Annotated in this window: 21 protein-coding genes; 5 read left to right on the forward strand and 16 right to left on the reverse strand. The window is 66.7% G+C overall.

The annotated features are described in order from the left end of the window. Positions 1-18: 18 nt before the first annotated feature. From rpiB to G3545_RS10945, 9 genes are all read right to left on the reverse strand, one after another. On the reverse strand, positions 19-465 hold the full coding sequence (gene rpiB, locus G3545_RS10905) for a ribose 5-phosphate isomerase B (protein ID WP_170012442.1): 447 nt from the start codon (positions 463-465) through the stop codon (positions 19-21). A gap of 80 nt (positions 466-545) precedes the next feature. Beyond that, complete coding sequence (locus G3545_RS10910; protein ID WP_170012444.1) at positions 546-1,340, reverse strand: transporter substrate-binding domain-containing protein; 795 nt, start codon at positions 1,338-1,340, stop codon at positions 546-548. Between the two features lie 38 nt (positions 1,341-1,378). Beyond that, positions 1,379-2,149 carry an amino acid ABC transporter ATP-binding protein gene (locus G3545_RS10915; protein ID WP_170012446.1) on the reverse strand — a complete coding sequence of 257 codons (771 nt, stop codon included), beginning with the start codon at positions 2,147-2,149 and terminating at the stop codon, positions 1,379-1,381. A gap of 25 nt (positions 2,150-2,174) precedes the next feature. Further along, complete coding sequence (locus G3545_RS10920) at positions 2,175-2,837, reverse strand: amino acid ABC transporter permease (RefSeq protein WP_170012448.1); 663 nt, start codon at positions 2,835-2,837, stop codon at positions 2,175-2,177. 10 nt (positions 2,838-2,847) lie between these two features. Next, positions 2,848-3,531 carry an amino acid ABC transporter permease gene (locus G3545_RS10925; RefSeq protein ID WP_170012450.1) on the reverse strand — a complete coding sequence of 228 codons (684 nt, stop codon included), beginning with the start codon at positions 3,529-3,531 and terminating at the stop codon, positions 2,848-2,850. Between the two features lie 25 nt (positions 3,532-3,556). Then, on the reverse strand, positions 3,557-4,465 hold the full coding sequence (locus G3545_RS10930; RefSeq protein WP_170012452.1) for an NAD(P)-dependent oxidoreductase: 909 nt from the start codon (positions 4,463-4,465) through the stop codon (positions 3,557-3,559). 32 nt (positions 4,466-4,497) lie between these two features. Beyond that, positions 4,498-5,250 (reverse strand): FadR/GntR family transcriptional regulator, encoded by a 753-nt coding sequence (locus tag G3545_RS10935; RefSeq protein WP_170012454.1) that lies wholly within the window; start codon positions 5,248-5,250, stop codon positions 4,498-4,500. A gap of 337 nt (positions 5,251-5,587) precedes the next feature. After that, positions 5,588-6,181: a T6SS immunity protein Tdi1 domain-containing protein gene (locus tag G3545_RS10940; RefSeq protein ID WP_170012456.1), complete on the reverse strand. Its 594-nt coding sequence runs from the start codon at positions 6,179-6,181 to the stop codon at positions 5,588-5,590. Positions 6,182-8,167: 1,986 nt separating this feature from the next. Beyond that, a complete protein-coding gene (locus G3545_RS10945; RefSeq protein ID WP_170012458.1) occupies positions 8,168-9,169 on the reverse strand; it encodes an MBL fold metallo-hydrolase in 1,002 nt (333 codons plus the stop codon). An 81-nt stretch (positions 9,170-9,250) separates the two neighbouring features. Here G3545_RS10945 and G3545_RS10950 point away from each other — a divergent pair, with 81 nt between their 5' ends. Together G3545_RS10950 and G3545_RS10955 are read left to right on the forward strand one after the other, a co-directional pair. Continuing rightward, a complete protein-coding gene (locus G3545_RS10950; protein ID WP_170012460.1) occupies positions 9,251-10,033 on the forward strand; it encodes a helix-turn-helix transcriptional regulator in 783 nt (260 codons plus the stop codon). A gap of 359 nt (positions 10,034-10,392) precedes the next feature. Next, complete coding sequence (locus G3545_RS10955; RefSeq protein WP_170012462.1) at positions 10,393-12,201, forward strand: ABC transporter ATP-binding protein; 1,809 nt, start codon at positions 10,393-10,395, stop codon at positions 12,199-12,201. Positions 12,202-12,312: 111 nt separating this feature from the next. Here G3545_RS10955 and G3545_RS10960 read toward each other — a convergent pair whose 3' ends face one another. After that, a complete protein-coding gene (locus tag G3545_RS10960; protein WP_170012464.1) occupies positions 12,313-12,912 on the reverse strand; it encodes a class GN sortase in 600 nt (199 codons plus the stop codon). After that, a complete protein-coding gene (locus G3545_RS10965) occupies positions 12,897-15,158 on the reverse strand; it encodes a marine proteobacterial sortase target protein (protein ID WP_246702777.1) in 2,262 nt (753 codons plus the stop codon). The genes G3545_RS10960 and G3545_RS10965 overlap by 16 nt, the downstream gene beginning before the upstream one ends. A gap of 169 nt (positions 15,159-15,327) precedes the next feature. Here G3545_RS10965 and G3545_RS10970 point away from each other — a divergent pair, with 169 nt between their 5' ends. Then, positions 15,328-16,125 (forward strand): helix-turn-helix transcriptional regulator, encoded by a 798-nt coding sequence (locus tag G3545_RS10970; protein WP_246702778.1) that lies wholly within the window; start codon positions 15,328-15,330, stop codon positions 16,123-16,125. A gap of 138 nt (positions 16,126-16,263) precedes the next feature. Here G3545_RS10970 and hydA read toward each other — a convergent pair whose 3' ends face one another. Both hydA and G3545_RS10980 read right to left on the reverse strand, forming a co-directional pair. Then, positions 16,264-17,721, reverse strand: a complete 1,458-nt coding sequence (hydA, locus tag G3545_RS10975) for a dihydropyrimidinase (protein ID WP_170012466.1) — start codon at positions 17,719-17,721, stop codon at positions 16,264-16,266. An 11-nt stretch (positions 17,722-17,732) separates the two neighbouring features. Then, positions 17,733-18,980, reverse strand: a complete 1,248-nt coding sequence (locus tag G3545_RS10980) for a Zn-dependent hydrolase (RefSeq protein ID WP_170012468.1) — start codon at positions 18,978-18,980, stop codon at positions 17,733-17,735. Between the two features lie 197 nt (positions 18,981-19,177). Between G3545_RS10980 and G3545_RS10985 the strand changes: the two genes are divergently transcribed. Continuing rightward, complete coding sequence (locus tag G3545_RS10985; RefSeq protein WP_170012470.1) at positions 19,178-19,645, forward strand: YbaK/EbsC family protein; 468 nt, start codon at positions 19,178-19,180, stop codon at positions 19,643-19,645. Positions 19,646-19,685: 40 nt separating this feature from the next. Here G3545_RS10985 and G3545_RS10990 read toward each other — a convergent pair whose 3' ends face one another. Together G3545_RS10990 and G3545_RS10995 are read right to left on the reverse strand one after the other, a co-directional pair. Then, positions 19,686-19,994 (reverse strand): hypothetical protein, encoded by a 309-nt coding sequence (locus tag G3545_RS10990; RefSeq protein WP_170012472.1) that lies wholly within the window; start codon positions 19,992-19,994, stop codon positions 19,686-19,688. Between the two features lie 84 nt (positions 19,995-20,078). After that, on the reverse strand, positions 20,079-22,757 hold the full coding sequence (locus tag G3545_RS10995; protein WP_246702779.1) for a PAS domain S-box protein: 2,679 nt from the start codon (positions 22,755-22,757) through the stop codon (positions 20,079-20,081). Positions 22,758-22,963: 206 nt separating this feature from the next. Here G3545_RS10995 and G3545_RS11000 point away from each other — a divergent pair, with 206 nt between their 5' ends. Next, positions 22,964-23,176 carry a hypothetical protein gene (locus tag G3545_RS11000; RefSeq protein WP_170008853.1) on the forward strand — a complete coding sequence of 71 codons (213 nt, stop codon included), beginning with the start codon at positions 22,964-22,966 and terminating at the stop codon, positions 23,174-23,176. A gap of 4 nt (positions 23,177-23,180) precedes the next feature. Here the strand turns inward: G3545_RS11000 and G3545_RS11005 are convergent, their stop codons facing one another. Continuing rightward, positions 23,181-24,260, reverse strand: a complete 1,080-nt coding sequence (locus tag G3545_RS11005; protein WP_170012476.1) for an aldo/keto reductase — start codon at positions 24,258-24,260, stop codon at positions 23,181-23,183. Between the last annotated feature and the right edge of the window lie 44 nt (positions 24,261-24,304).

Raw genomic sequence — 24,304 nt, forward strand, 5'->3', positions numbered from 1 at the left:
CCTCTGCCTGCCCCGAGTTTAGCCCTCGGCGTCCATCTGGTGCAGCTTCTCGACGCGACGGCGGAAATCTTCGTCGGTGGAGAATTCGGCGGCAAGGTAGGAACTGATGAGATCGTTGGCGAGCCACGGCCCGACGATCTGCGCGCCGATGCACATGACATTGACGTCGTCATGCTCGACCGACTGGTGGGCGGAATGGATGTCATGGCACACCGCGGCGCGGATGCCCTTCATCTTGTTGGCGGCGATGGACGCGCCGACGCCGGTGCCGCACACCATGATGCCGCGCTCCGCTTCGCCGGAGGTCACCTTGGCGGCGACCTGGCGGGCGATGTCGGGAAAGTCGACCGGCTTGTCGTCGAACGAGCCGACATCGACCACCTCGTGGCCCAGACCGCGAATATGCTCGATGACGGCACCCTTGAGCGACCAGCCGGCGTGGTCGGATCCGATGACAAGACGCATGTTCAAGTTCCTCTGAAATGTTCGAAGAGTGCGGCAGCGCCCGGGCTTCCGGCCCGGACGCCGCAAAGTCTGTTGCCGGCTCAGCTGGCGCGCATGTTCGCCGGCAAATCGGAGCCGTGATACTTCTTGTAGATCTCGTTGAGCTTGCCGTTCTTCAGGTTCGCCGCGATCCACTCGTTCAGCTTGGCGACGAGGCGCGGCTCGCCCTTCTTGACGCCGATGCCGAGATCGAAGGTGGTGATGAGCACCTTGGGCTCGAACGCCCGGGCCGGGTTCTTCACGCCGATCTGGTTGACGATGGTCGCCGAGGTGGCGACGAAATCGGCCTGGCCGGTCACCGCCGCGGTCACCATGGTGGCGTCGTCGTCATAGCGCGCGACATTGAAGCCGCCATCCTTGGCGCGGTTGGTCAAAGCGGTATCCTGCGTGGTGCCGCGCGAGACCGCGACGGTCTTGCCCTTCAGGTCGTCCCAGGTCTTGACGTCCAGCGTCTTCAGCCCGCCGACCACCGACTGCAACGCCGCATAGGCATTGGTGAAGTCGATCACCTTGGCGCGCTCCGGCGTCACCGACAGCGTCGAGATGACGATGTCGGCCTTGTTGGTCTGCAGGTTGGGGATGCGGGTGGCGCCGGTGGTCTGCACCCACTCGATCTCAAGCCCCCAATCCTTGGCGAGCAGCTGCGCGGTCTCCACGTCCGAGCCGACCGGCTTCATGCTGGAATCCATCATGCCCGAGGGCGGAATGGCGAGATCGGTGGAGATGCGGATCTTCTTCGCCGCGGTGATGTCGTCGAGCTGGTCGGCCTTGGCCGCGGTGCCGCTGATCATGAAGGCAGCGGCGAGCGCTACCGCGAGTATGGAATGCTTCATCATGCTTCTCCCTTGCGTTCCCTGTTGATTGATTTGTCGGCTCAGAGCCCGGTGCCGACGAACTGCGCCAGTTCCGGCGTGGCGGGCGATGAGAGGATGTCGGCGGATCCCGCCTCGTGGACCTTGCCCTTGTGCATGAACACCACCTGGTCGGCGATGCCGCGGGCAAAGCCCATCTCATGGGTGACCATCACCATGGTCATGCCGTCGGCGGCGAGCGCCTCGATCACCTTCAGCACCTCGCCGGTCAGCTCCGGATCGAGGGCGGAGGTTACTTCGTCGAACAGCATCACCTTGGGCTGCATGGCGAGCGAGCGGGCGATGGCGGCGCGCTGCTGCTGGCCGCCGGAGAGCTGCTCGGGATAGGCGTGGAGCTTCTCCGCCAGCCCGACCTGCGCCAGCACGCGCTCCGCCAATGCCTTGGCCTCGCGGCTACCCAGCTTCTTCACCGAGCGCGGCGCCAGCGTGATGTTTTCCTCGATGGTGAGGTGGGGAAACAGATTGTAGCTCTGGAACACGATGCCGACATCGAGCCGGAGCGCGCGCACGTCGAGCGCCGGATCGTCGACGCGGTGGCCGCAAACGGTGATCTCGCCGCTGTCGATCTTCTCGAACCGGTCGATGCAGCGCAGCGCCGTGCTCTTGCCGGAGCCGCTTCGCCCGATCAGCGCCGTGACCTCGCCGCGGGCGACCTCGAAACCGACACCGTCCAGCACTTTCAGCGGGCCGAAGCTCTTGTGGACATCGCGCAGTGCGACCACGGGCGCAGTGCCCCCGGCGGTCGCGGCATCAAGCGTGGCGTGAGCAAGCATCTGGCGTTCCTCGTTCTTCCCTCGCTCAGGCGAGGGCCGGCTTCTTCTGCGAGGCGGAAAGCTCCAGCCGGCGGCTGAGCCGCGAGACCGGGTAGCAGAGCGCGAAATAGATGACGGCGATGATCGAGTAGATCAGGAAGGGCTCGAACAGCGAGTTGTTGATGATCTGCCCGGACCGGGCCAGTTCAACAAAGCCGACCACGGAAGCGAGCGAAGTATTCTTGATGATCTGCACCATGAAGCCGACGCTCGGCGGCGTGGCGATGCGGATCGCCTGCGGCAGGATCACCTTGACCATGCGCTGGGTGCGGCTGAGCGCGAGCCCCTCCGCCGCCTCCCATTGCGGCTTCGGCACCGCCTCGATGCAGCCGCGCCAGATCTCGCCAAGATAGGCGGCGACATAGATGGTCATGGAGGCGCCCGCGGCGAGCAGCGGCGAGATGTTGAAGCCGATCGCCGCCAGCCCGAAGAAGGACAGGAACATGATGACCAGCAGCGGAGTGCCCTGGATCAGTTGCACATAGGTGCCGGCCGCGAGCCGCACGGTGCGCAGCGGCGAGACCCGGCACAGCGCGATGAGGAAGCCGACCGTGCCGCCGCCGATCAGCGCGATCAGTGACAGCCCGATGGTCCACAGCGCGCCATGGCCGAGGAAGATCAGATGATTGATGTTCAGTGCACCGCCCATCACCCTCTCCTCACAACGGCGTGCCGAGACGGCGGCGGCGCGGGAACAGCAACTGGCCGATCACCCAGAAGCCGAGCCGCATGACGAGCGACAGCGCGATATAGATCAGCGCCACCACGATGTAGGTCTCGAAGGAGCGATAGGTCTCGGACTGGATATAGTTGGCGACCGCGGTGAGTTCTTCCGCTGAGATCTGCGAGGTCACCGAGGAAGCCAGCATCAGGAGCACGAACTGGCTGGTGAGCGCGGGATAGACCCGCTCCACCGCCGGCCACAGCACGACGTGCCAGTAGATCTGCGCCTTGGAGAGCGCGAGCCCTTCGGCCGCCTCGATCTGCCCCTTGTGGATGGAATCGAAGCCGGCGCGCATGATCTCGGTGGTGTAGGCGCCGACATTGATGGTCAGCGCCACCGCCGCAACAGTAAACGCGGAGAATTTCAGACCGAGGCTGGCAAGGCCGAAATAAACGAGGAAGATCTGCACCAGCAGCGGCGTGTTGCGGATGCCCTCGACATAGATGCCGCAGATGCGCGCGATCAGCGCATTGCTGCCGCGCCGGCCGATGGCCCCCAGCGCGCCGATGATGCCGCCGAGCACGACGGCGATGGCGGCGAGCTCCAGCGTCAGCACCGCCCCGTCGAGTAGGCTGTGCCAGCGCTCCAGCACCACCGAGAAATCGAGTTCAATACCCATGTCGCGCGACCCGTTGGTGCTCGCCTCAGCCGGCTGGCTGCGGCGACTGGTTGGTCATGCGGTCATAGACGCGGAACAGCGCCTGGTTGCCGTTGGTGCCCTCGCCATGGGCACGCGCTTCCAGATACTGGCTGGTGACCAGCGCGGTGCCGGGCAGCGGCACGGCGAGCGAGAGCGCCTGCTCCTGCACCAGCCGCAAATCCTTCAGCATCAGGTCGATGCGGAAGCCGGCGCCGGTCTCGCCGTCGATCATCGACTGGCCGAGCTTGTCCAGCATCCAGGACGCCGCCGAGCCGCCGAGCAGCACCTCGCGAAGCTGGTTGAGATCGACGCCGGAAGCGCGGCCAAGCGCGATGGCTTCGCAGATCGCCTGGATATTGATGCCGCAGATCAGCTGGTTGCAGAGCTTCACCGCCTGCCCGGCGCCGGGGACGCCGACATGGTTGATGGTGGTGCCCATGGCTTCGAAGAACGGCCGGGCGCGTGCGAAGGCATCGACTTCGCCGCCGGCCATGATGGAGAGCGTGGCGTTCTTCGCCCCGATCGGGCCGCCGGAGACCGGAGCGTCGACCATGTCGATGCCGGCGGCCTTGAGGTCGGCAGCCATGCGCCGCACCGCGACCGGGGAGATGGTGCTCATGTCGGCGATGAGGCGCCCGCGCGGCGGGTTCGCCAGCAGGCCTGCTTCACCATGGATCACCTCCTCGACCTGAGGCGTGTCGGGCAGCATGGTGATGGCGATATCGGCATCGCGGGCGGCGTCCGCCGGGCTGGACGCAGCCTCGGCGCCGAGCGCGGCCAGCTCGTCGATCGCCTCACGGCGCACATCATAGGCGCGCACCGTGCAGCCGGCCTCGATGAGGTTGCGAGCCATTTCGCGGCCCATCGTGCCCAAGCCGATGAAGCCGACGCGCCCTTCTGCTTTCCGTCCCATGATATTTCCGTTTCTGTTTTGAACTCAACGCTCTATCGCGCGGGGTCGGCCTTTGGCCCTCCCCCGATCGCCTGCCTGCGGCGGAACTCGTCGCCGATCGCGAAGTGCTCGCGCAGGGTGCGGTCGGCGACTTCGGGGTCGCCGGCGACGATGGCCTGGAAGATCCGCTTGTGGTCCTCGACCAGGTAGGTCCGCATGTCGAAGACCTTGACCAGTTCGCGGCGGCCGAGATGCGAGCGCATCAGCACCGCGGCCATGGATTCGTACAGCACGATCAGCGTCTCGGAACCGCCGGCGCGGACGATGGCGCGGTGGAACTCGAAATCGGCGCGCCCGCCGGCTTCGACATCATCGATGGTGTTCTCAATCACGCGCAGCGCCGCCTGCAGCCGCTCGAAATCGGCGACGGTGGCGCGCTCGGTGGCAAGGCGGATGGCCTGGCACTCGATGGCGATGCGGGCCTGCATAACGTCGTCGACCAGGTCGACGCGGTGCGACAGCGCGAAGGTGAAGAAGTCGTGCAGCACCGAGATGTCCGGGCGCCGCACGATGGTGCCGACGCGGTCGCGGATCTCGACGATGCCCAGCACGGTGAGCGCACGCAGCGCCTCGCGCAGGATCGGCCGGCTGACGCCGAGCTGCGCCGCCAGCTCGCGCTCCGGGATCAGCCGGTCGCCCGGCTTCAGCGATCCGGCCAGCAGACGCTCGCGCAGGAAGGCGAAGACCTTCTCGAAGCCCTTGCCGCCCTGCTCGTCCAGCCGTGTGATTTCGAAGGTGTCGCTCATGTGTCCGACCTTGGTAAGACCACAGTACAGACCACGGTCAGCGAGTCAAGGCGTGGGTGATTACCGGTCCGCGAGCGTGTCGCGGAACAGTCAGAGAGCGTCATGGCCGGGCTCGTCTCGGCCATCCACGGTTGGGCTGAGATCGAGGACATGGATGCCCGGGACAAGCCCGGGCATGACATCGCCCTTTGAGTCAGGCGTCACCCCGGACGGCCGCAGGCCGATCCGGGATCGCAAGAAGGTGCTGCACAGGATTCCACGTCATCCCGGCTCTGCGGCCGGGATGACGTGGAACGTCTAGGTGATGGGGTCGCCGAAAGGGCTGCGGCGCCGCCGATCACTCCTCCTCTTCGGCCGGCCCCACCTGCTGGAGCACCTGCCCGAATATCGACCAGTAGACGTCGAGATCGCAGGCTTCGAGATTGCTGACTTCTTCATCTCCGCCAAGGAAGAGCGGCACACGAAGTCCTATGCACTGATCATAGGCTGGCGCCGCACCACCGGAAGCTCGCCACTCTTTATAGAGATTGGTCGCGAGCGCCGGCTCAGCCGACTTGATGATCTCGGAATCGTGGAAGGTGATCAGATTGGCGGGGATATCGAACACGTCGCCACCTCCGATGTCGAACATCAGAACGCCTGGACCGCCGTCTTCCGTCCTATCACCATCAATCGCGAAAGCTCTGCCCAGCCAGTCGTAGCCGAAGCACAAAGCCTGCCTCTCGTAGCCGGGGAAAGCGAGTTGAATGCGTTCATGCCAGAAGCGAAGATCCGCGGGATGCACCGTGCGGTAGAGGCCACCATTGAAGGATTTACCGCCGAGCGAATCAAAAAAATACTTCAGCTCTGGATTCGAAATTCGGGCAGCCACGCCACCACCCTGCCAACCTTGGGGATCTTCGATAAAATTATGTAGAAATCGCTCGAACATCACCTATCTCCAATTCTCACACGAAAAATGACAGTACCGAGCCTCAAATTCTTGATCCTATGCCTAACCTGAGCACCAAGGCTTCTATTGACACTAATATTCAGAAACCACATGTTATTTTCGGAATCTTCTCCATTTAACTGCAAATCAACCTCGTGATCTATTTCCATTCCGGGCGGAATTTGGCCCATGTTTTTCCTAAATGCCTTCGCTACCGAGCGGCGTCTGGCGGTCTGCCGCGCTACCGTGTTGGCCTTGTCTAATATTGCCACTTTGGCGTCTGCCTCGGCGCGTTGCGCTGCACTCCAACGTGGATGGTAGAATAAGTTGAGGTCAACTCCTTCACCATTCGCGACTACGCCACGCCGGGTGGTACCGGCGCGACGCCGATAGTGCCGTTTGATGTCGTCGACGGCCGAGGCGAGCGCGTCGGCGTCCTGGTCCCCACTCTGTCCAGGCGTCCGCGCAGGGTCGCCGGCTACCGCTGCGAGCGCCGGGTTCTCCCCGCCCGCGATCTTGCTGCTGTAGCCGCCGAAGGACTGAGAGGCACCCGCTGGCGTGGCTGCACTGCTCTGTCGATTGTCCGGAGCCATCAGGCCGCCGGCGAGCGGCGTATTGCCGTTGCTGGCGGCTCGGTTTTCGCCCGCCAGCCATTGAGGCGGGAAACCTGAACTGGCTATGCCGCCGGCAAGAGCGCCGCCTGCGGCATTGAGCGAACTCAGAGACTGCCAAGCCGGATTGCCGGCCGGCGGATCAGGTTCGCCGAACAGACGCTGAAGGCCACTCTCGCCAAGCGCTATCAGATCATTGACGAGCCTCCTCGCCCGCTCCGGATCGATCTGTGCGAGGCGTAGAAGAGCGAGACGTGCCGTGACAGGTGAAAGCCTGAAGGCCGCCAGATAGGCAGCGGCCTCGCCCGCCGCGCGCGCGACACGCTGTCCCGGCGTAGTGGCGCGGATATGTGCCGGGTCCGGGACGCCGAGTGAGTTCTCGACGTTCCGAGCGATCCAGCGCGAACCAAGGGGAAGTCCATCGATCTCGGGAAAGTCTCTCCCGGACAGAGCATCGGCTTCGTCGATGCGGCGATTGACCTTCGCGGCGAGGCTGTCGGCCGGGGTGCCGAGAATGTCGTAGGTACCCTGTTCGAAGCCCGCTGCGACGTTCCAGCCGAGACCATCACCGGCGCCCTCGACGACCGCCGGAGTCGTCCGGCGGCCGCACGTTGGAATACTGCGCCATTGAGGTGTCCTTGAAGGGCCAGCGCAGGCGTGCGTCTCCCCGCGTCGGCGAGGACGTGCCGGCGCAGGGCCTATGGGGTGGAGGAGTGGTCGAAGGAGGAGGCTGGTGGCGGGGCCGAAGTGACGTCAGCCGCAAAGCGACGAAAGCCGCTCCGCTTGAGCATCCTTCGAGGCTCGCTGGTGCGAGCACCTCAGGATGAGGTCGCGTTTAAAGAGACCACCTCACCCTGAGGCGCCCGGCGGCGTCGGGCATCGAAGCTTGCCCGCGCAGGGCAAAGCTTCCTGCTCCCCGCAGCGGTCGTTCCCGACGGCCACAGGGCAGATTCAGGATCGCGGGAAAGTCCTGGTGAGACTTTACGCAGCCCAAAAACAAAAGTGCCCGGACGACCGTCCGGGCACAGAGAGCCACGATGGAAATCTTAATGAGCGGACCTGTCGGGTCAAAGCGCGCTGTGGACAGCCGTGGCGATAGTCGAAGGCCCTCTGTTTCAACATCCTTCGAGGCTCGCTAACGCGAGCGCCTCAGGATGAGGGCGTGCCTGAAAGCAACGTCGTCCCGACGGGCGACCATACGTCGGCCTCGAAGGATGCTCGCGCAAAGCATCGCCTCTCACTCTCCACACAAGCTGTCATCCCGGACGGCCGCAGGCCGATCCGGGATCGCATGAAGGTGTTGTGCGGGACTTCACGCGATCCCGGCTCTCCCGCTTCGCTGCGGCCGGGATGACGGCTGGTGGAGATCGACCGCTTAAAGCTCCAGCTGGTACGTCACCGGCAACCAGCGATAGGCGGTGCCGTCGCGCTCCACGAAGCCCGCCGACGGGAACGACGTGTGATAGGCCGCAACCGCTATGCGTTCGGTGGCGGCCATGTCGTAGATGCGCTTGCGGGTCGCCGCGCCCTGCGCCTTGTCCATGTCGAACAGCGCGTGCCATTCGGGCCTGGCCAGCGAGGCCACCTCGTGGTGTGCGCAGTCGCCCCACAGCAGCAGCCGCTTGCCGCCGCTCTCGATGTGGAAGGCGAGATGGCCGGGGGTGTGGCCGTGCGCTTCCACCGCGCGGATGCCGGTCGCGACCTCACCCTCGCCTTTCAGGAAGCTCATGCGGTCACGGAGCGGCTGCACATAGGAGCGGAACATCTGCCCGGACTTGTAGGTGTTGCTGTCCTTGGGCGCGGAAAGCGAATCGTCGGACTTCCAATAGGCGTATTCGGTCTCGCCGATCACATAGCGGGCGTTCGGGAAGGCCGGCTTGCCGTCCACCAATAACCCGCCCATGTGGTCGGGATGGGCGTGGGTGAGCACCACCACGTCGATCTGCTCCGGCGTGAAGCCGGCCGGGCCGAGCGCCTTGGCGAGCCAGCCGCCGGCCGGCGGCGGCACGAAGCCCTCGGCGCCGTTGCCGGTGTCGAACAGGATGAGCTGGCTGCCGGTATTGACGAGCGTCGGAGTGAAGCCGGGGCGGAAGCGCTTCGGCGGCAGCAGATTGGCCTGCATCAATTGCTCGACCTCGGCGGCCGGCCGGTCCTCGCCGACGATCGGCCACGGCCCGTCGATCATGACGCCGGCATCGAGGATGTTGGTCACCTCGAACTCGCCGAGGCGGAAGCGGTAGAAGGTCGTCGCCTGCGGGCCGAGCAGTGGCGCCCTGGCGTGCGCGGGTGCGGCTTTCAGCAGTGCCGGCGCCGCCAGCAGCGCGGCGGCTGAGCCGAGCAAGGTCCGGCGATCAGGCAAAATGCGGCCGTTCGGCATGTAATCCTCCTGCGGCGTCCGCTTCGAGGCGGTCGCGGTTCGTGCTTCAATCGACAGTTGCTGTCGGCTTGGAGGCTAGGCATGGAGCGCCCGCCGCACTTGTACGAACCTGCTGCCGTAACGGCCGAGGCGCTCGGCCCGTTCTGGTATCTCGACCAGGCGCGTACCTGCTTCATCGGTCCGCTGATCTACAATGCCGCCCACCAGCATGGCGCGCCGGTGTTCCTCGCCGGCCTCTATGGCAGCTTCGGCCTGCGTATCCGCGGTGGTGACTGGCACAGCTGCCGCACCGCGGTCATTCCCGCCGGCGTGTCGCACGAGCTCGATGTCGGCGGCCAGCCGATCGGCGTGTTCTATATCGAGCCAAACCTCGATGGCGCCGGCGCGCTGGCGCCGCTGGTGCGCGAGGGCGAGGCGCTGGACGGCGCGCTGATCGGGCGTACCGGCGAGTTCGGGCTGATGCGCGAACTCTGGGAGGACAGCGCCAGCCTGAACTGGGCGAGCGCTGCGCTGGATGATCTGATCGGCTTCGCGCAGCCGCGAGCACGCCGGGAGTTCGACCGGCGTATCGCCCGCGCGGTGGCGGCGATGGACGGGCCGGTCGCGGTGGAGACGGCGGCGCTGGCGGCGGATCTCTCGCCGTCGCGTTTCCAGCATCTGTTCACTGAAGAAGTCGGCGTGCCGTTCCGCCGCTACCGCGCCTGGATGCGCATGCGCGCCGCCATCGCCGAGATCGCGGCGGGGAGCAGCTTCACGCAGGCCGCCCACGCGGCGGGCTTCTTCGACCAGGCGCATTTCAACCGCGACTTCCGCCGGACGTTTGGGGCGGTGCCGTCGATCAGCCTGTACAGGGTGCGGATGTAGTTTCCAGAACCACGTCATCCTGAGGTGCTCGGGCGCGGCCCGAGCCTCGAAGGATGCCCGTCCCCGATGACCGCCCTCTGCTTGAACATCCTTCGAGGCTCGCTGCGCTCGCACCTCAGGATGACGTCGCGTCGATAGTCCGGATTGTCCCGGCGCTCCGACAATGCTATGTCCTCACCCTCTGACACGAAGAGAGGGAGGGCATTCATGGCAAATTCGCGCACGCGCCTCCCGGATATTCCGGGCCGCTTCTAGGTCCGCCGGCCTCCACAGCGAGGCCCGCCCCGTCAGCTTCCACACGCATTCCGCAATTCCGATCCTCGCCAGGGAGAGGCGCGTCCCGTTCGCGCCGCATCGCCATGTTCAAGCAACGCGCCAGCGGAGCGGAAACGCTTCGTGTCGTCCTGTCTTTCACCTTCCGCCATTGGGCACGCCGCAAGGGACTTGCCGGCGGCATCGCGCTCGCCACCTCGCTGGCGACGCTCACCGAAGTGTTCGTCCCGCTGTTCGCCGGCCGGCTCGTCGATGCGCTCGCCGGCGGGCCGGCGAACGGTACTATTGCGCTGGACGCCTTCCTGGTGATGGCGGCGCTCGGCCTCGTCATGGTCGGACTGCGCCATCTCGCCTGGTGGGGCGTGGTACCGCTCACGCTCGGCATCATGAGCGATGTCGCGCAGGATGCGTTCCGGCGGGTGCAGCGCTTCTCCACCGACTGGCACGCAAACAGCTTTGCCGGCTCCACGGTGCGCAAGATCACGCGCGGCATGTGGGCGCTGGATTCGCTCAATGACGTGCTGCTCCTCGCGCTGCTGCCCTCGCTGGTGGTGCTGGTCGGCACGGTGGTGCTGCTCGGCCTGCAATGGCCGGTGATGGGCCTCGTCATGGCGATCGGCGCGCTCGCCTACGGCGCGCTCACCATCGTGCTGGCGACGCAGGTGATCGCGCCGGCCTCGCGGCTCTCCAATGCCTGGGACACCCGCATGGGCGGCGTGCTCTCCGATGCGCTCGGGGCGAATGCCGTGGTCAAGGCGTTTGGCGCCGAGGAGCGCGAGGATGCGCGGCTCGCCTGGCTGATCTCGCGCTGGCGGGCGCGCACCTGGCGCACCTGGATGCTGCACACCTGGAGCGGCACGGTCCAGCTCGCCTTGCTCTGGGTGGTCCGCACCGCGGTGACCGGCACCGCGCTCTGGCTGTGGTGGGAAGGCCGGGCGACGCCGGGCGACGTCACCTATGTGCTCGCCACCTATTTCGTGGTGCACGGCTATCTCAGGGACATCGGCCAGCACGTGCATCACCTCCAGCGCTCGGTGAACGAGATGGAGGAGATGGTGCGGCTCTATGAGGCGCCGAGCGGGGTGGCCGACATCGAGGACGCGCCGCCGCTCGTCATCGGTGTCGGCGAGGTGCGCTTCGAACATGTCGACTTCCATTATGGCAGCCACGCCACGGCGCTCTATCGCGACCTCGACGTGCGCATCGCGCCGGGCGAGCGGGTCGGCCTGGTCGGCCATTCCGGCTCGGGCAAGACGACGTTCGTGAAGCTGATCCAGCGGCTCTATGACGTCACCGGCGGCCGCGTGCTGATCGACGGGCAGGACGTGTCCAAGGTCTCGCAGATGTCGCTGCGCTCGCAGGTCGCCATCGTGCAGCAGGAGCCGATCCTGTTCCACCGCACGCTGGCGGAGAACATCGCCTATGCCCGGCCCGGCGCCACGCGCGCGCAGATCGAGCATGCGGCGCAGCTCGCCAATGCGCACGACTTCATCATGCGCCTGCCGCGCGGCTACCAGACGCTGGTCGGCGAGCGCGGGGTGAAGCTCTCCGGCGGCGAGCGCCAGCGCGTGGCTCTCGCCCGCGCCTTCCTGGCCGATGCGCCGATCCTGATCCTGGACGAGGCGACCTCCAGCCTCGATTCGGAATCCGAGGCGCTGATCCAGCAGGCCATGGATCGGCTGATGGTGGGGCGCACCGCGATCGTGATCGCGCATCGTCTCTCCACGGTGCGCACGCTCGACCGCATATTGGTGTTCGACCAGGGCAGGATCGTCGAGGACGGCGACCATGACAGCCTGCTGCGCAAGCCGGACGGCATCTATCGCCGCCTGTTCGACCGCCAGTCCGGCGGGATGCTGGATGCGGCGCCGGAGGATGCGGCGGCCTCTGCTTGAACATCCTTCGAGGCCGCCTGCGGCGGCACCTCAGGATGACGTGGCTCTTAAAGCGACGTCATCCTGAGGTGCGAGCGGAGCGAGCCTCGAAGGATGGTGCAGCCGTGGATGTCACTCCACCGCCACCGCCTCCACCACATAGCGCATCGGCCCGGAGGTCCGCGCGTCGAACGGCCAGCAGGTCGCCAGCGCCAGATGGCGACCGCTCGACGATGCATCGATGCCGGAGCGGTCCCAGCGCGCGACGTCGCTGCCGGTCATGCGGAAACGAACCGACGTGCCATCCGTGCGAGTAACGAGGATCTCATCGCCGACCACCACATCCCGCAGGAAGGCGAAATGCGTGTCGCGGTGCGCGGCATAGACCGCGACGCCATCCTCGCCCGCATCCGGCGTGCCCTCGACATGGCCGGGGCCGAAGGCGAGCGCCTGGCCGCTGCTGCCGGCCAGCACGATGACGCTCTTGCCCAGCCGGGGAAACTCGATCCGCGCCACCGGCCAGGTGTCGGCCCAGGGCCAGGGCTTGGCCGGCGCGCCGGTGGCCAGCGTCTGTTCGAAGGCGCGCTCCAGCAGCACTTGCGCCAGCAGCGCCTTGGCGTGGATCCACAGCCCCTGCCCTACCAGCACGAGGCCGGCAAGCGCGAACAGGGCTGCCGCCCCGGTCCAGAGACCGGAGCGGCGCTTCGTCGGGATGGTCAAGCCCTGAGCCATTCGCGGCGTCCCGAGAGCAGAAGCATCAGGGTGGCGAGCGCCAGCAGCATCAGGCCGGCCATCAGGCGCAGCTCGGCATCCGTCGCGGTCTGCGGCAGGTCGATGGTCTGCGCCGGCGCACTCACCGCAACCGGGGCGGCGGCGAGCTTGGCGAGACCAGGCGCGGCGCCGGCCGAGGCGCGGCGCGAGGGCGGCGCGGCATTGTCCGGCGCGGGGCGCGGCGGCACGGCCTTGTTGGCCTCGCCGAACACCTTGTCGAACTCCCAGCCGGCCGGCAGGTTCAGCGGCACGTCGGCGCGGGTGAGCTTGGCGTCGGCCGGACGGCTCACGGTCTGGTCGACCGCGACCAGGCTGGTCAGCCGGGTGACCAGATGGTGGGCGAGGCCGAGATCGAGGATGCGCGCATCGGCCTGCTCGGCGGTCATGTCGCCCAGCGTCTTCGCCACTTCGGCATCGTCGATCTTGCGGCGCGCCCACAGCTTGGAGAGGCCGGCGCCCTCAGCGGCGCTGGCGAGCGGCAGCGTCACGCTCCAGGGCTGGTCGCCGATGCGGCCCTTGAGAGTCACGTCGCCGTCGAGCCTATCCAGCTTCGCCGCCATCACCAGCGGCTCGCCCTTATAGAGGTCGGGCAGCAGCGCCGGCGTCGCATCGGCTTTCGCCGAGGAGAATGTCGCGGCAAGGCCGGTCACCGCCGGGCTCTCCAGCTTGGCGAACAGCGTGCGCATGCGCTCCTCGACCTCGGCGACATCGCCGATATGGACGAAGCTGCCGCGGCCGAGTTCGGCCGCCCGGGTCATCAGGAAGCTGTTGGGCGCCGAGCCGATGGCGACCATGAACAGCCGCGACTTGCCGCGCAGCGCGCTGATGGCATCGAACAATTGCTGCTCATTCTCCACCGCGCCGTCGGTGAGGAACACCACCTGGCGCAGATGCGTGCCCTCATTGGCGCGCGGATCGGTGAGCGCCGCCTTCATCGGCGCCAGCATCTCGGTGCCGCCACGGGCATCGAGGCCTGCAACGAAACGCTGCGCCACATTGATGTTGCCGGCATCGGCCGCGACAGTGTCGGGGAACAGCGTTTCCATGGTGTCGTCGAAGCGGATGACGTTGAAGCGGTCGCCCGGCTTCAGCCGGCTGAGGCCGTAGGCGAGGCCTTCCTTGGCCTGGCGCATCGAGGTGCCGCCCATCGAGCCGGAATTGTCGATGACGAAGATCATCTCGCGCGGCAGCGGCGCCGCCGGCTGCGCGGCGGTCGGCGGGGTGACGAAGGCCAGCAGGTAATCGTCATTGCCGACGCGCTCGCGGAACAGCCCGACCGAGGGCGCCGCGCCTGCCTTGGCGGTCCAGCTGAGTGCGAAGTCGCGATCGGCCGGCACCGGCCCGTCAAGCGTGACGAGACGCGCTTCCTCATCCGGGCTCTCGACCTTCACTGTGTGATAGGCGCTCTTCACCTCGTCGAGCGGGAAGCCGGCCTGCAGCTTCACCGCGATCGTCACCGGATTGACCTTGCCGTACTGGTCGGGATCCAGCACCGGCGCGTCCATGGCGGGCGAGGCGGAGAGATGCCCCCAGCCCTTGCCCTGCACCGGCAGATCGACCTGCTGCACCAGCGCGGGCGGGGAGTAGCGCGGCGCCACCACCAGCGGCACCCGCAGCGAGAAGGTGTCGCCATCCTGGCGCACCGGCTCCTGATATTCGATCTGCACCACCACGGTTTCGCCGGGGCCGATATTGGCGACCGAAGTGGTGAAGACGTTCGGCCGCTCCTGCGCGACCAGCCCGGCCTTCCTGCCTTCGGATTTGGCCTGCTCATAGATGGCGCGGGCCTTCTGCTTCTCCTTGATCTCGCCGACGATGACCCGCTCGCCGACCACCATCTTCAGCGTGTCGACGGCGCCACTTTCGGGCAGCGGATAGACATAGGTGCCCTCCACCCAGTCCTTGCCGTCATTGCGGAAGATCTGGGTGATGCGGGCGCGCGCCGTCGGCCCGCTCACGGTGATATCGACATCGGTGCCGAGGCGGATCGCCTCGAACATCGTCTCCTGCCCGTCGCGCTTCATCAGCAGTGCGCCGGAGCCCATCTCGCCCGGGCTCGCCGGGCGCAGCGCGAGCTCTTCGGCGAAGGCCGGCGCAATAACGAGCGCCATCGCCGCGACGGCGAGAGCGGCGATGCGAAGGGTGCGGCCGAGAAATTTTCGAGTTCTGGATCGCGCAGGCTGCGCGAGAATGATCATGGTGCTCATGGTGGATGTCCGTGCCCGCCATTGGTTCCTGGCATCCATGCTGTGCGCTTCCGCCATGGCGTACCGCCACGGGCATGTTCTGGATTGTTCGGCACGAGTGCGCCGCATCCCGCCTTACGTCGGGCAAATTTGTGCGGAAACGTGCGCATTCGTGGTGGGGACGACGGCAATGGCGATGATTCTCGACGAGGCGGTCTCGGCTGATAAAGATTTGCCGGCAGATGAAGGCCGGCGCGTTACCGCGATCCTGCGCGAGGAACTGGCGCGGCGGCGCATCTCGCGGCAATACCTCGCCGACCATGCCGGCATCAGCATCTCGACTTTGGAGAAGGCGCTCTCCGGTCGGCGCGCCTATACGCTGGCAACCTTGATCCGGCTGGAAGCGGCGATCGGCGTGCCGCTCAGGGCGGCGCAGCCGGCGCCCGCTCCGGCCCCGAGCGCTGCGTCAGTGGCCAGCGCGATCGGGCTGGCGCCCGGCGATCTCGGCTATTATTCGCGGCCCTCGGTGGCGCCGCTGGAAGGCTCCTACGTCACGCTGCGCCCGTCCTTCAGCGGCAAAGGCTCGATCTTCGCCTATCGCACGCTGATCGCTTGGGACGAGCACGCCTCGCATCTGGTCTTCCGCGAGTCCGACCGCTCGGATGCCGCCTTTACCCAGGAAGGCGTGGTCTCGGTGCCTAACCAGTCCGGCTATGTCTATCTGGTCACCAACAAGCACGGCCAATTCCGGCTCATCACCGTGTCGCGGCCGACCATCGATGGCGAGATGCACGGCGTGCTCGCCAGCCTGATCGCCGGGCGCGGCGCGCAATTGACGCCGGTGGCGACGCCGATCGTGCTGGTGCCGGCGGCGCGCTTCAAGGAACCCGCCTTTGGCCGCGTCTCGCCCGGCGATGCGATGCACGGGGCGTACGCGGAGTATCTGCGGCGCACGATCGAGGAACCGTTCGCGCTGTTTATTTCCTAGCACGACGTCATCCTGAGGTGCCCGGCGCAGCCGGGCCTCGAAGGATGTTCAAGCAGATGGCGATCATCTGGGGCGGGCATCCTTCGAGGCTCGCTGGCGCTCGCACCTCAGGATGACGTGGTTCGCTGACGTGGTCCGTCAAACCCCGATCGGCATGTGCGCGGCGCTGCGTTCCACCGCGCGCGCGGCGACCAGCGCCTTCCATGTCGACAGCGCCCGGTTCACCGGGTGGAAGGCCGGGCGCGGCACGAAGCGGCCACGGCCGGGGCGCGGCGTGTCGTTGCGGCCTTCCGACCACACCACTTCGCCGCGCGAGAGCGTGTAGCGCGGCAGGCCGCGCACCTCGAATCCCTCGAACACGTTGTAATCGATGATGGATTTCTGCCGCGCCGCGGAGATGGTCTTGCCCGCCTTGGGATCGAGCACGACAATGTCGGCATCGGCACCAGGGATGATGGCGCCCTTCTTCGGATAGATGTTGAGGATGCGGGCGATATTGGTCGAGGTCACCGCGACGAACTCGTTCGGCGTCAATCGCCCGGTCTCGACGCCCTTGGTCCACAGCATCGGCAGCCGGTCCTCCAGCCCGCCAGTGCCGTTCGGGATGCGGGTGAAATCGCCGAGCCCCATGCGCTTCTGCGCGGTGGTGAAGGCGCAATGGTCGGTCGCCACCACCTGCAGCGAGCCGGCGGCAAGCCCTGCCCACAGACCGTCCTGGTGCGCCCTGTCGCGGAACGGCGGCGACATCACGCGCTGCGCGGCATAGTCCCAATCCGGATTGGCATAGACGCTCTCGTCGAGGGTGAGATGCTGGATCAGCGGCTCGCCATAGACCCGCATGCCCTTCTGCCGAGCCCGGCGGATCGCCTCATGCGCCTGCTCGGACGAGGCGTGGACGATATAGACCGGCACGCCCGCGGCATCCGCGATCATGATGGCGCGGTTGGTGGCCTCGCCTTCGACTTCCGCCGGGCGGGAAAAAGCGTGCGCCTCCGGGCCGCGTACGCCCTCGGCCAGATATTTCTGCTGGAGTGCGGCGACGATGTCGCCATTCTCGGCATGCACCAAAGGCAGCGCGCCGAGCGCGGCGCAGCGCTGGAACGAGGCGAACATCTGGTCGTCATCGACCATCAGCGCGCCCTTATAGGCCATGAAGTGCTTGAACGTGTTGATGCCGCGGGCGACCACCTGCTCCATGGCGTTGAAGATCGCCTCGGACCAGCCGGTGACGCACATATGGTAGGAATAATCGGCGCTGGCCTGCCGGCTCGCCTTCGCCTCCCAGGCATCGAGCGCCTTGAGCATGTCGTCGCTGTCGGGGATGACGAAGTCGACCACCATGGTGGTGCCGCCGGACAAAGCGGCGAAGGTGCCGCTCTCCCAGGTCTCCGCCGCCGTGGTGCCCATGAAGGGCATCTCCAGATGGGTGTGCGGATCGATGCCGCCGGGCATGATGAAGGCGCCGGTGGCGTCGAGCACGGTGTCGCCTTTGAGGTCCGGGCCGATAGCGGCGATGGTGTCGCCCTCGATCAGCACATCGGCCTCATAGGAGCGGTCGGCGGCGACGACGGTGCCGCCTTTGATCACGGTCGACATCGGCTTCCCCCTCACACGATCTCGGCCGTCTGCAATACGGCGTGCAGCAGCACGTCGGTGCCGGCCTTGGCCCATTCCGGGGTGATGGTCTCGTCCTCATTGTGGCTGAGGCCGTCGACGCAAGGACAGAAGATCATGGCGGAGGGCACCACCCGGTTCATCCAGCAGGCGTCGTGCCCGGCGCCGGAAACGATATCGCGGTGCGAATAGCCGAGCCGCCCGGCCGCCTCGCGCACCCGCCCGACCAGCGTGGGGTCGAACGCCACCGGATCGAACGAGTTCACCTCCTTGAAGGCGATGCCGAGCCCCATGCCCTCGGCAATGGCGGTGGCGCCGGTGTGCATTTCCTCGACCATGGCGTTCAGATTGGTGAGATCGGGGTGCCGGAAATCGGCGGTGAAGACCGCCTTGCCGACAATGATGTTGCGCGAGTTCGGATAGACCTCGACATGGCCGACCGCGCCGACGCCGAGCGGGGCGTGCTTCCAGGCGATCCGGTCGACCAGCTCGGTGATGCGTGCCATGCCGAGCCCGGCATTGAGCCGCTTCGGCATCGGCGTCGAGCCGGTGTGCGCATCGCGCCCGGTCAGCGTCATCTCCAGCCAGCGCGTGCCCTGGCCGTGGGAGACCACGCCGATATCGATGCCCTCGGCCTCGAGGATCGGCCCCTGCTCGATATGCAGCTCGAAATAGGCGTGGGCCTTGCGCGCGCCCACCGGCTCATCGCCCCTGAAGCCGATGCGCTCCAGTTCGGCGCCGAGCACCTTGCCCTCGGCATCGGTGCTGGCGTAGGCGGCGTCGAGATCGATCACGCCGGCATAGACGCCGGAGGCGACCATGGCGGGGGCGAAGCGCGCGCCCTCCTCATTGGTCCAGTTCACCACCTCGACCGGGTGTTTCGTGCGGATGCCGAGGTCGTTCAGCGTGCGCACCACTTCCAGCGCACCGAGCACGCCGAGTACGCCATCGAACTTGCCGCCGGTCGGCTGGGTGTCGAGATGCGAGCCGATCATCACCGGCAGCGCCTGCGGGTCGGTGCCTTCGCGACGGGCGAACATGGTGCCCATGGCGTCGACGCCCATGCTCAGCCCAGCCGCCTCGCACCAGGACTTGAACAGCAGCCGGCCGTCGCGGTCGGCATCGGTGAGGGTCTGCCGGTTGTTGCCGCCGCGCACGCCGGGGCCGATCTTCGCCATCTCCATCAGGCTGTCCCACAGCCGGGCGCCATCGGTGCGGAGATTATCGGTCGGGGTGGTCATGGGCGGCAACTCCTGAACGGGGCGGTGGAAGGCGGGCGACAGCATAAGCGCGGACCCACTGCCTGCGCGACGGGCAAGACGCAGGAATGTGCAGGCTGCGGCCGGATGGCGCGCTGTTCAGGCGCGGTGCTGGCGCCGGGCTCTTGCGGGATGCGCCCGCGGCGGGGAGGATGCCCTCCCCCGATACAGGCAGCGTCATGAGCATCGAATCCGTCCGCGCCTTCCTGGCCGAGAAGGCACCCGACATCGCCATCATCGAACTTGCGAACAGCACCGCCACCGTCGCGCTGGCCGCCGAGGGCCATGGTGTCGAGCCGGCGCAGATCGCCAAGACGCTGTCGCTCCGGGTAGGGGGGCAGAGCCTGCTTGTAGTCACGCGCGGCGATGCCCGGCTCGACAACCGCAAGGCCAAGGCAGCCTTCGGCGGCAAGGTCCGCATGCTCGGGCCGGAGGAAGTGGTCGCGGTCACCGGCCATCCGGTCGGCGGCGTCTGCCCGTTCGGCCTCGCGACGCCGCTGCCGGTCTATTGCGACGTCTCGCTGCAAGCCTTCGACGAGGTGGTGCCGGCGGCCGGCTCGACGCATAGCGCGGTGCGGATCGACCCGAAGCGCATGGCGGAGCTCGTCGGCGCGCAATGGGTCGATGTCTGCCAGGATGTCGCCTGACGAGAGATGGCCGCGGGGGCGCCTGGAACCGTCGCGCCCCTCATTGCGCCGAAGGCTGCGGCTCCAGGCATCGCAATGCGGTCTGCACGCAGGCGATGGAAGGCGTCGAGCAACTGGTCTCGGCATCCGTACTGGCCCGGGTGCAGACGTGGCAACCATCGCTCCATTGCCGGCACACCGCGCCGGCCGGCGGGGTGAACCAGCTCGGCTCCGGAGTGGGCGTCGGTATTGTCGGGGGCGGCGATGCCGGGGCAGGACCCGGCGCCGCGTCCTCGGCGAGCGCGGTATCGCCACCCATCGCGCCGAGCACGAGCGCCACCGCACATAGACGCGTGAATCGCCTCGCCATCATCCGCCCTTCTCCGCCCGCCGCCGGCTCTCATGCGAGCGAACTGCGCCGGCAGCGAGGCGGATGGCGCGCAGCACCCCGCCCTCACGGCCGCGCATCGAGAATGGTGCGCACCTTGCGGGCGAGGTCCTCGATGCTGAAGGGCTTGGTCAGCAGGTTGGTGCCGGGATCAAGCATGCCGTTGTGGACGATGGCGTTGCGGGTATAGCCGGTGGTGTAGAGCACCTTCAGCGAGGGCAGACGCTGGCGGGCGAGATCGGAGAGCTCGCGGCCGGACATTTCCGGCATCACCACATCGGTGAAGAGCAGCGAGACCGGCTGGCCCTCGTCCAGCATGCGCAGCGCCGCCAGCGGCGAGGGAGCCTCCACCACGCTGTAGCCAAGCTCCTTCAGCGCCTCGACCGAGACGGCGCGCACCCGCTCCTCATCCTCCACCACCATCACGATCTCGGACGGCAGCCCGCCATGGAAGTTCGAGGACTTGCCGAGGGCGGGCATCCGCGCCGCCTCGCCATAATGGCGCGGCAGATAGATCTTCACCGTGGTGCCAACGCCCAGCTCCGAATAAAGCCGCACATGGCCGCCGGACTGGCGCACGAAGCCATAGACCTGGCTGAGGCCGAGGCCGGTGCCCTTGCCGACCTCCTTGGTGGTGAAGAACGGATCGAACGCCTTGGCGATCACCTGCGGCGTCATCCCGGTGCCGGTATCGGCCACCGCGATCAGCACATATTGGCCGGGGGTGATGGCGAATTCCTTGGCGAAGGTCTCGTCGACAAAGGCGTTGGAGGTCTCGATGGTCAGCTTGCCGCCGCTGGACATGGCATCGCGGGCGTTCACCGAGAGATTGACGACGGCGTTCTCCAATTGCCCGGGATCGACCCGGACCTGCCAGAGCCCGGCGCCGAGCACGGTCTCGATACCGATCTGCTCGCCCAGCGTACGCGTCAGCAATTCGCTCAGGCTGGCGATGAAGCGGTTCGGATTCAGCGGCTCCGGCGCCAGCGGCTGCTGACGGGAGAAGGCGAGCAGGCGCTGGGTGAGCGCCGCCGCGCGCTGGGCGCCGTCGAGCGCGCCCTCGACGAAGCGGTCGACATCGGTCTCGCCCTTGGCGAGCTTGTGCTGCAGCAGCGTCAGGCCGCCCATGATGACGGCGAGCATATTGTTGAAATCATGCGCAATACCGCCGGTGAGCTGGCCGACCGCCTCCATCTTCTGCACCTGCCGCAGCTGCTCCTGCGCCTTGGAGCGCTCCTCGATCTCCTCGAGCACACGCTGCTCCAGCGTGGCGTTGAGCGCCTGCAAGGCGGCCTCCGCCTGCCGCCGCTCGGCCAGTTCACGCTCGGCGGCGCGGAACAGCCGGGCATTGTCGATCGCCGTCGCCGCCTGGCCGGCAATGCCGACCACCAATTCCTCATGTTCGGGCTCGAACTTGCCCGGCTCGGGATGGCCGAAGAACAGGCCGCCAATCACCTCGCCGGAACGCGAGATCACCGGCACGGCGAGATAGCTGCGCACCGGAAGGTGGCCCTGCGGCATGCCGTGATGCGGATCATTCCTGCCGTAGCGCGGATCCTTCAGTATGTCGTCCGAGCGGACAATGCCCTCGCCGCTGAAGGTTGCCGCGAACACCGCGGTGTTGCGCGGCATCGGGAATTTCGAGAACGCCTCGCGCGGTACGCCGGAGAGCGCATAGAGCATGTAGCTCTCGCCCTTGTCATTGACGACATTGTAGAAGAACGAGCCGAACGCGGCGCCGACCAGTTCGGTGCAGGCGTCGGTCACGATCTGCACCAGCCGGTCGAGATCGAGCTCGGAGGCAATGTCCGCGCCTGAGCGGTTGAGCACCTCCAGCTTGCGGGATTCGCTGCGTATCGCATTCTCGGTGTCGCGCGCTTCGGTGACGTCGACATTGACGCCGATCATGCCGACAAAGCCGCGGCGCGGATCGAGGCGCGGACGGGCATTGGTGCGGATGGCGCGGAACACGCCATCGGCACGGCGGATCCGGGTCTCCAGCAGAAATGGGGTGTGATCGCGCATCGCGATCTCGAACGGCGCCAGCAATGAGTGATCGTCAGGATGGATGGTGACGAACCAGTCGAATTCCGGCAGGTCCTCCGGCGTCACACCCCAGAATTCGCGCTGCGCCTTGTTGAGATAGATGCAGGCACCCTTCTCGTCGCTCATCCACAGCATCACCGGCGCGTCCTCGGCGACGAGGCGGAAGCGCTCCTCGCTCTCGCGCAAGGCGATCTCGCTCTGCCTCAGCTCGTGCTCGGCATGGATCTTGGCAGTGGTTTCCACCACCACCGCCATGACGCCGACCGGCTTGCCGCTCTCGCCAAGTATCGGCGAGTAGTCGAGGTCCATCCACCCGGATTCCGGCTTGCCGCGCCGGGTCAGCACCAGTTCGAGGTCACGGTAGGACAAGGTCCCGCCGGCCAGGCACGTCTTCATGATGTTGTCGTTGAAGTCGGCGACTTCCGGCCATCCTTCGCGCACTTTCGACCCGAACAAGGTCGGATGCCGGCCGCCGGCGAATTCGGAATAGGCATCATTGTAGATCATGATGCCGTCCTCGCCCCACAGCGTGACGATCGGCACCGGTGATCCCAGCATCAGCGCGAGCGAGGCTCGGGTACTCGGCGGCCAGGTAACGAGCGGCCCCATCGAGGTGGCGGACCAGTCGAAGGCCAGGATGATATCGGTGGCTTCTCCACCTTTACTGAGAAAGGGGTAGTTCGCCCGCTTTTCGATCACAGCCCTCGGTCCCCACGCCACGCCCACGCAAAAACGCGTTACCGCGCATTGGGTTCCGCTGCGCGTACCAGAACAGGGCCGAGCCATTGCTGGATCGAAATGGCCGTGGCGGGCGTTCCCGCCGCTGCATTACGGTATCATTGAGCCATCGCGGCCGCGTGCCTATCATCCCCGCCGACTACCGGTTGCGACAAAGGACAATTCCGATGAACGACACTGTGGCCACGCCGCCCGCCGAGCCGATGCCGACGCATCCGGAGGAGATGAAAGCCGTCTACGATCTTCGTGTCGGCAAGCTGATCACGCTGCAGGGCAGCGCCCGCATGACGCCGGCCGGCCTGGTGACCGCCGGCATCGCCGCGTCGGCGATCCTCCTCGCCGTCAGCGTGCTGGTAAGGGCGACGCGCGGGGCACGGTAAAGGATCAGGCCGCCTCTCCCGCCTTTGCCGGCGGGTTGAGTACGCCGCGGGCGAGCTCGGGCGGCGCGCCGATATAGGGCACGCGGCCTTCCATCGAGTGGCCGGGGTCGGAATAGCCGAAGGTCGAGGTCTGTCCCGGCGCCACCAGGCTATTGACCATCGCCTCATCCTCGGGGGTGAAGACGTAGTCGAGCGCGCGGACATAGTCGTCCCACTGCTCCTCGGTGCGCGGCCCGGCTATGGCGGCGGTGATCAGCCGGTTGTTCAGCACCCAGCCCACCGCGAAGGCGCTCGGCGCGATGCCGCGCTGTTGCAGATGCTGCTTGATGTGCCGCGCGATGCGCAGCGATTCCGGCCGGAACTCGGTCTCCATCAGCCGCTTGTCGCCGCGGCCGGCGCGGCTGTCGGCAGCGGGCGGCGCGTCCGGATCGTATTTCGCGGTCAGCACGCCGCGCGCCAGCGGGCTGTAGGAGACGACGCCGAGACCGTAAAAAGCGGCGCCCGGAAGCTGTTCGCTCTCGGCAGTGCGGTCGACCAGATTATACAGCGGCTGGCTGGCGACCGGCCGATCGATATTGAGCTGGTCGGCAAGGTGGGCGACCTCGGCGATGCGCCAGGCGCGGAAGTTCGATACCGCGAAATAGCGCACTTTGCCCTGGCGGATCAGATCGGCGAGCGCGCGGACAGTCTCGCCGAGCGGCTGGTCATAGGTGGCGCGGTGCACATAGAGGATGTCGATATAGTCGGTATCGAGCCGCCTGAGGCTGTGCTCCACCGCCTCGAAGATATATTTGCGCGAGGCGCCGGTCTGGTTGATGCCCTTGGCATTGCCGACGGCATTGGTGAACTTGGTGGCGATGGTATAGCGGTCGCGATTGCCCTTCACCGCGCGCCCGATCACCTCTTCCGAGCGGCCGGCATTGTAGGTGTCGGCGGTGTCGAGAAAGTTGAAACCCTGCTCATAGGCCTTGTGGATGATGCGATGCGAGGTCGGCTCGTCGGTCTGGCCGCCGAACATCATGGTGCCCAGAGCGAGCTTGGGAACCTTCAGGGCGCTGCGGCCGAGATAGCGATACTCAGGCATGGGTCATCCTCTTGCAGGCAAAATGCGCGGAGCGGGAGTAAAGG

The sequence above is a fragment of the Starkeya sp. ORNL1 genome (assembly GCF_012971745.1).
Taxonomy (GTDB): domain Bacteria; phylum Pseudomonadota; class Alphaproteobacteria; order Rhizobiales; family Xanthobacteraceae; genus Ancylobacter.

Bases quoted from the DNA above. Each gene is read 5' to 3' on its own strand.
- G3545_RS10910 (WP_170012444.1), bottom strand. From the start codon at position 1,340: ATGATGAAGCATTCCATACTCGCGGTAGCGCTCGCCGCTGCCTTCATG.
- G3545_RS10955 (WP_170012462.1), top strand. From the start codon at position 10,393: ATGTTCAAGCAACGCGCCAGCGGAGCGGAAACGCTTCGTGTCGTCCTG.
- G3545_RS10950 (WP_170012460.1), top strand. From the start codon at position 9,251: ATGGAGCGCCCGCCGCACTTGTACGAACCTGCTGCCGTAACGGCCGAG.
- G3545_RS10965 (WP_246702777.1), bottom strand. From the start codon at position 15,158: ATGAGCACCATGATCATTCTCGCGCAGCCTGCGCGATCCAGAACTCGA.
- G3545_RS10990 (WP_170012472.1), bottom strand. From the start codon at position 19,994: ATGGCGAGGCGATTCACGCGTCTATGTGCGGTGGCGCTCGTGCTCGGC.
- G3545_RS10985 (WP_170012470.1), top strand. From the start codon at position 19,178: ATGAGCATCGAATCCGTCCGCGCCTTCCTGGCCGAGAAGGCACCCGAC.
- G3545_RS11005 (WP_170012476.1), bottom strand. From the start codon at position 24,260: ATGCCTGAGTATCGCTATCTCGGCCGCAGCGCCCTGAAGGTTCCCAAG.
- G3545_RS10980 (WP_170012468.1), bottom strand. From the start codon at position 18,980: ATGACCACCCCGACCGATAATCTCCGCACCGATGGCGCCCGGCTGTGG.
- G3545_RS10940 (WP_170012456.1), bottom strand. From the start codon at position 6,181: ATGTTCGAGCGATTTCTACATAATTTTATCGAAGATCCCCAAGGTTGG.
- G3545_RS11000 (WP_170008853.1), top strand. From the start codon at position 22,964: ATGAACGACACTGTGGCCACGCCGCCCGCCGAGCCGATGCCGACGCAT.
- hydA (WP_170012466.1), bottom strand. From the start codon at position 17,721: ATGTCGACCGTGATCAAAGGCGGCACCGTCGTCGCCGCCGACCGCTCC.
- G3545_RS10935 (WP_170012454.1), bottom strand. From the start codon at position 5,250: ATGAGCGACACCTTCGAAATCACACGGCTGGACGAGCAGGGCGGCAAG.
- G3545_RS10920 (WP_170012448.1), bottom strand. From the start codon at position 2,837: ATGGGCGGTGCACTGAACATCAATCATCTGATCTTCCTCGGCCATGGC.
- rpiB (WP_170012442.1), bottom strand. From the start codon at position 465: ATGCGTCTTGTCATCGGATCCGACCACGCCGGCTGGTCGCTCAAGGGT.
- G3545_RS10970 (WP_246702778.1), top strand. From the start codon at position 15,328: ATGGCGATGATTCTCGACGAGGCGGTCTCGGCTGATAAAGATTTGCCG.
- G3545_RS10960 (WP_170012464.1), bottom strand. From the start codon at position 12,912: ATGGCTCAGGGCTTGACCATCCCGACGAAGCGCCGCTCCGGTCTCTGG.
- G3545_RS10915 (WP_170012446.1), bottom strand. From the start codon at position 2,149: ATGCTTGCTCACGCCACGCTTGATGCCGCGACCGCCGGGGGCACTGCG.
- G3545_RS10930 (WP_170012452.1), bottom strand. From the start codon at position 4,465: ATGGGACGGAAAGCAGAAGGGCGCGTCGGCTTCATCGGCTTGGGCACG.
- G3545_RS10925 (WP_170012450.1), bottom strand. From the start codon at position 3,531: ATGGGTATTGAACTCGATTTCTCGGTGGTGCTGGAGCGCTGGCACAGC.
- G3545_RS10945 (WP_170012458.1), bottom strand. From the start codon at position 9,169: ATGCCGAACGGCCGCATTTTGCCTGATCGCCGGACCTTGCTCGGCTCA.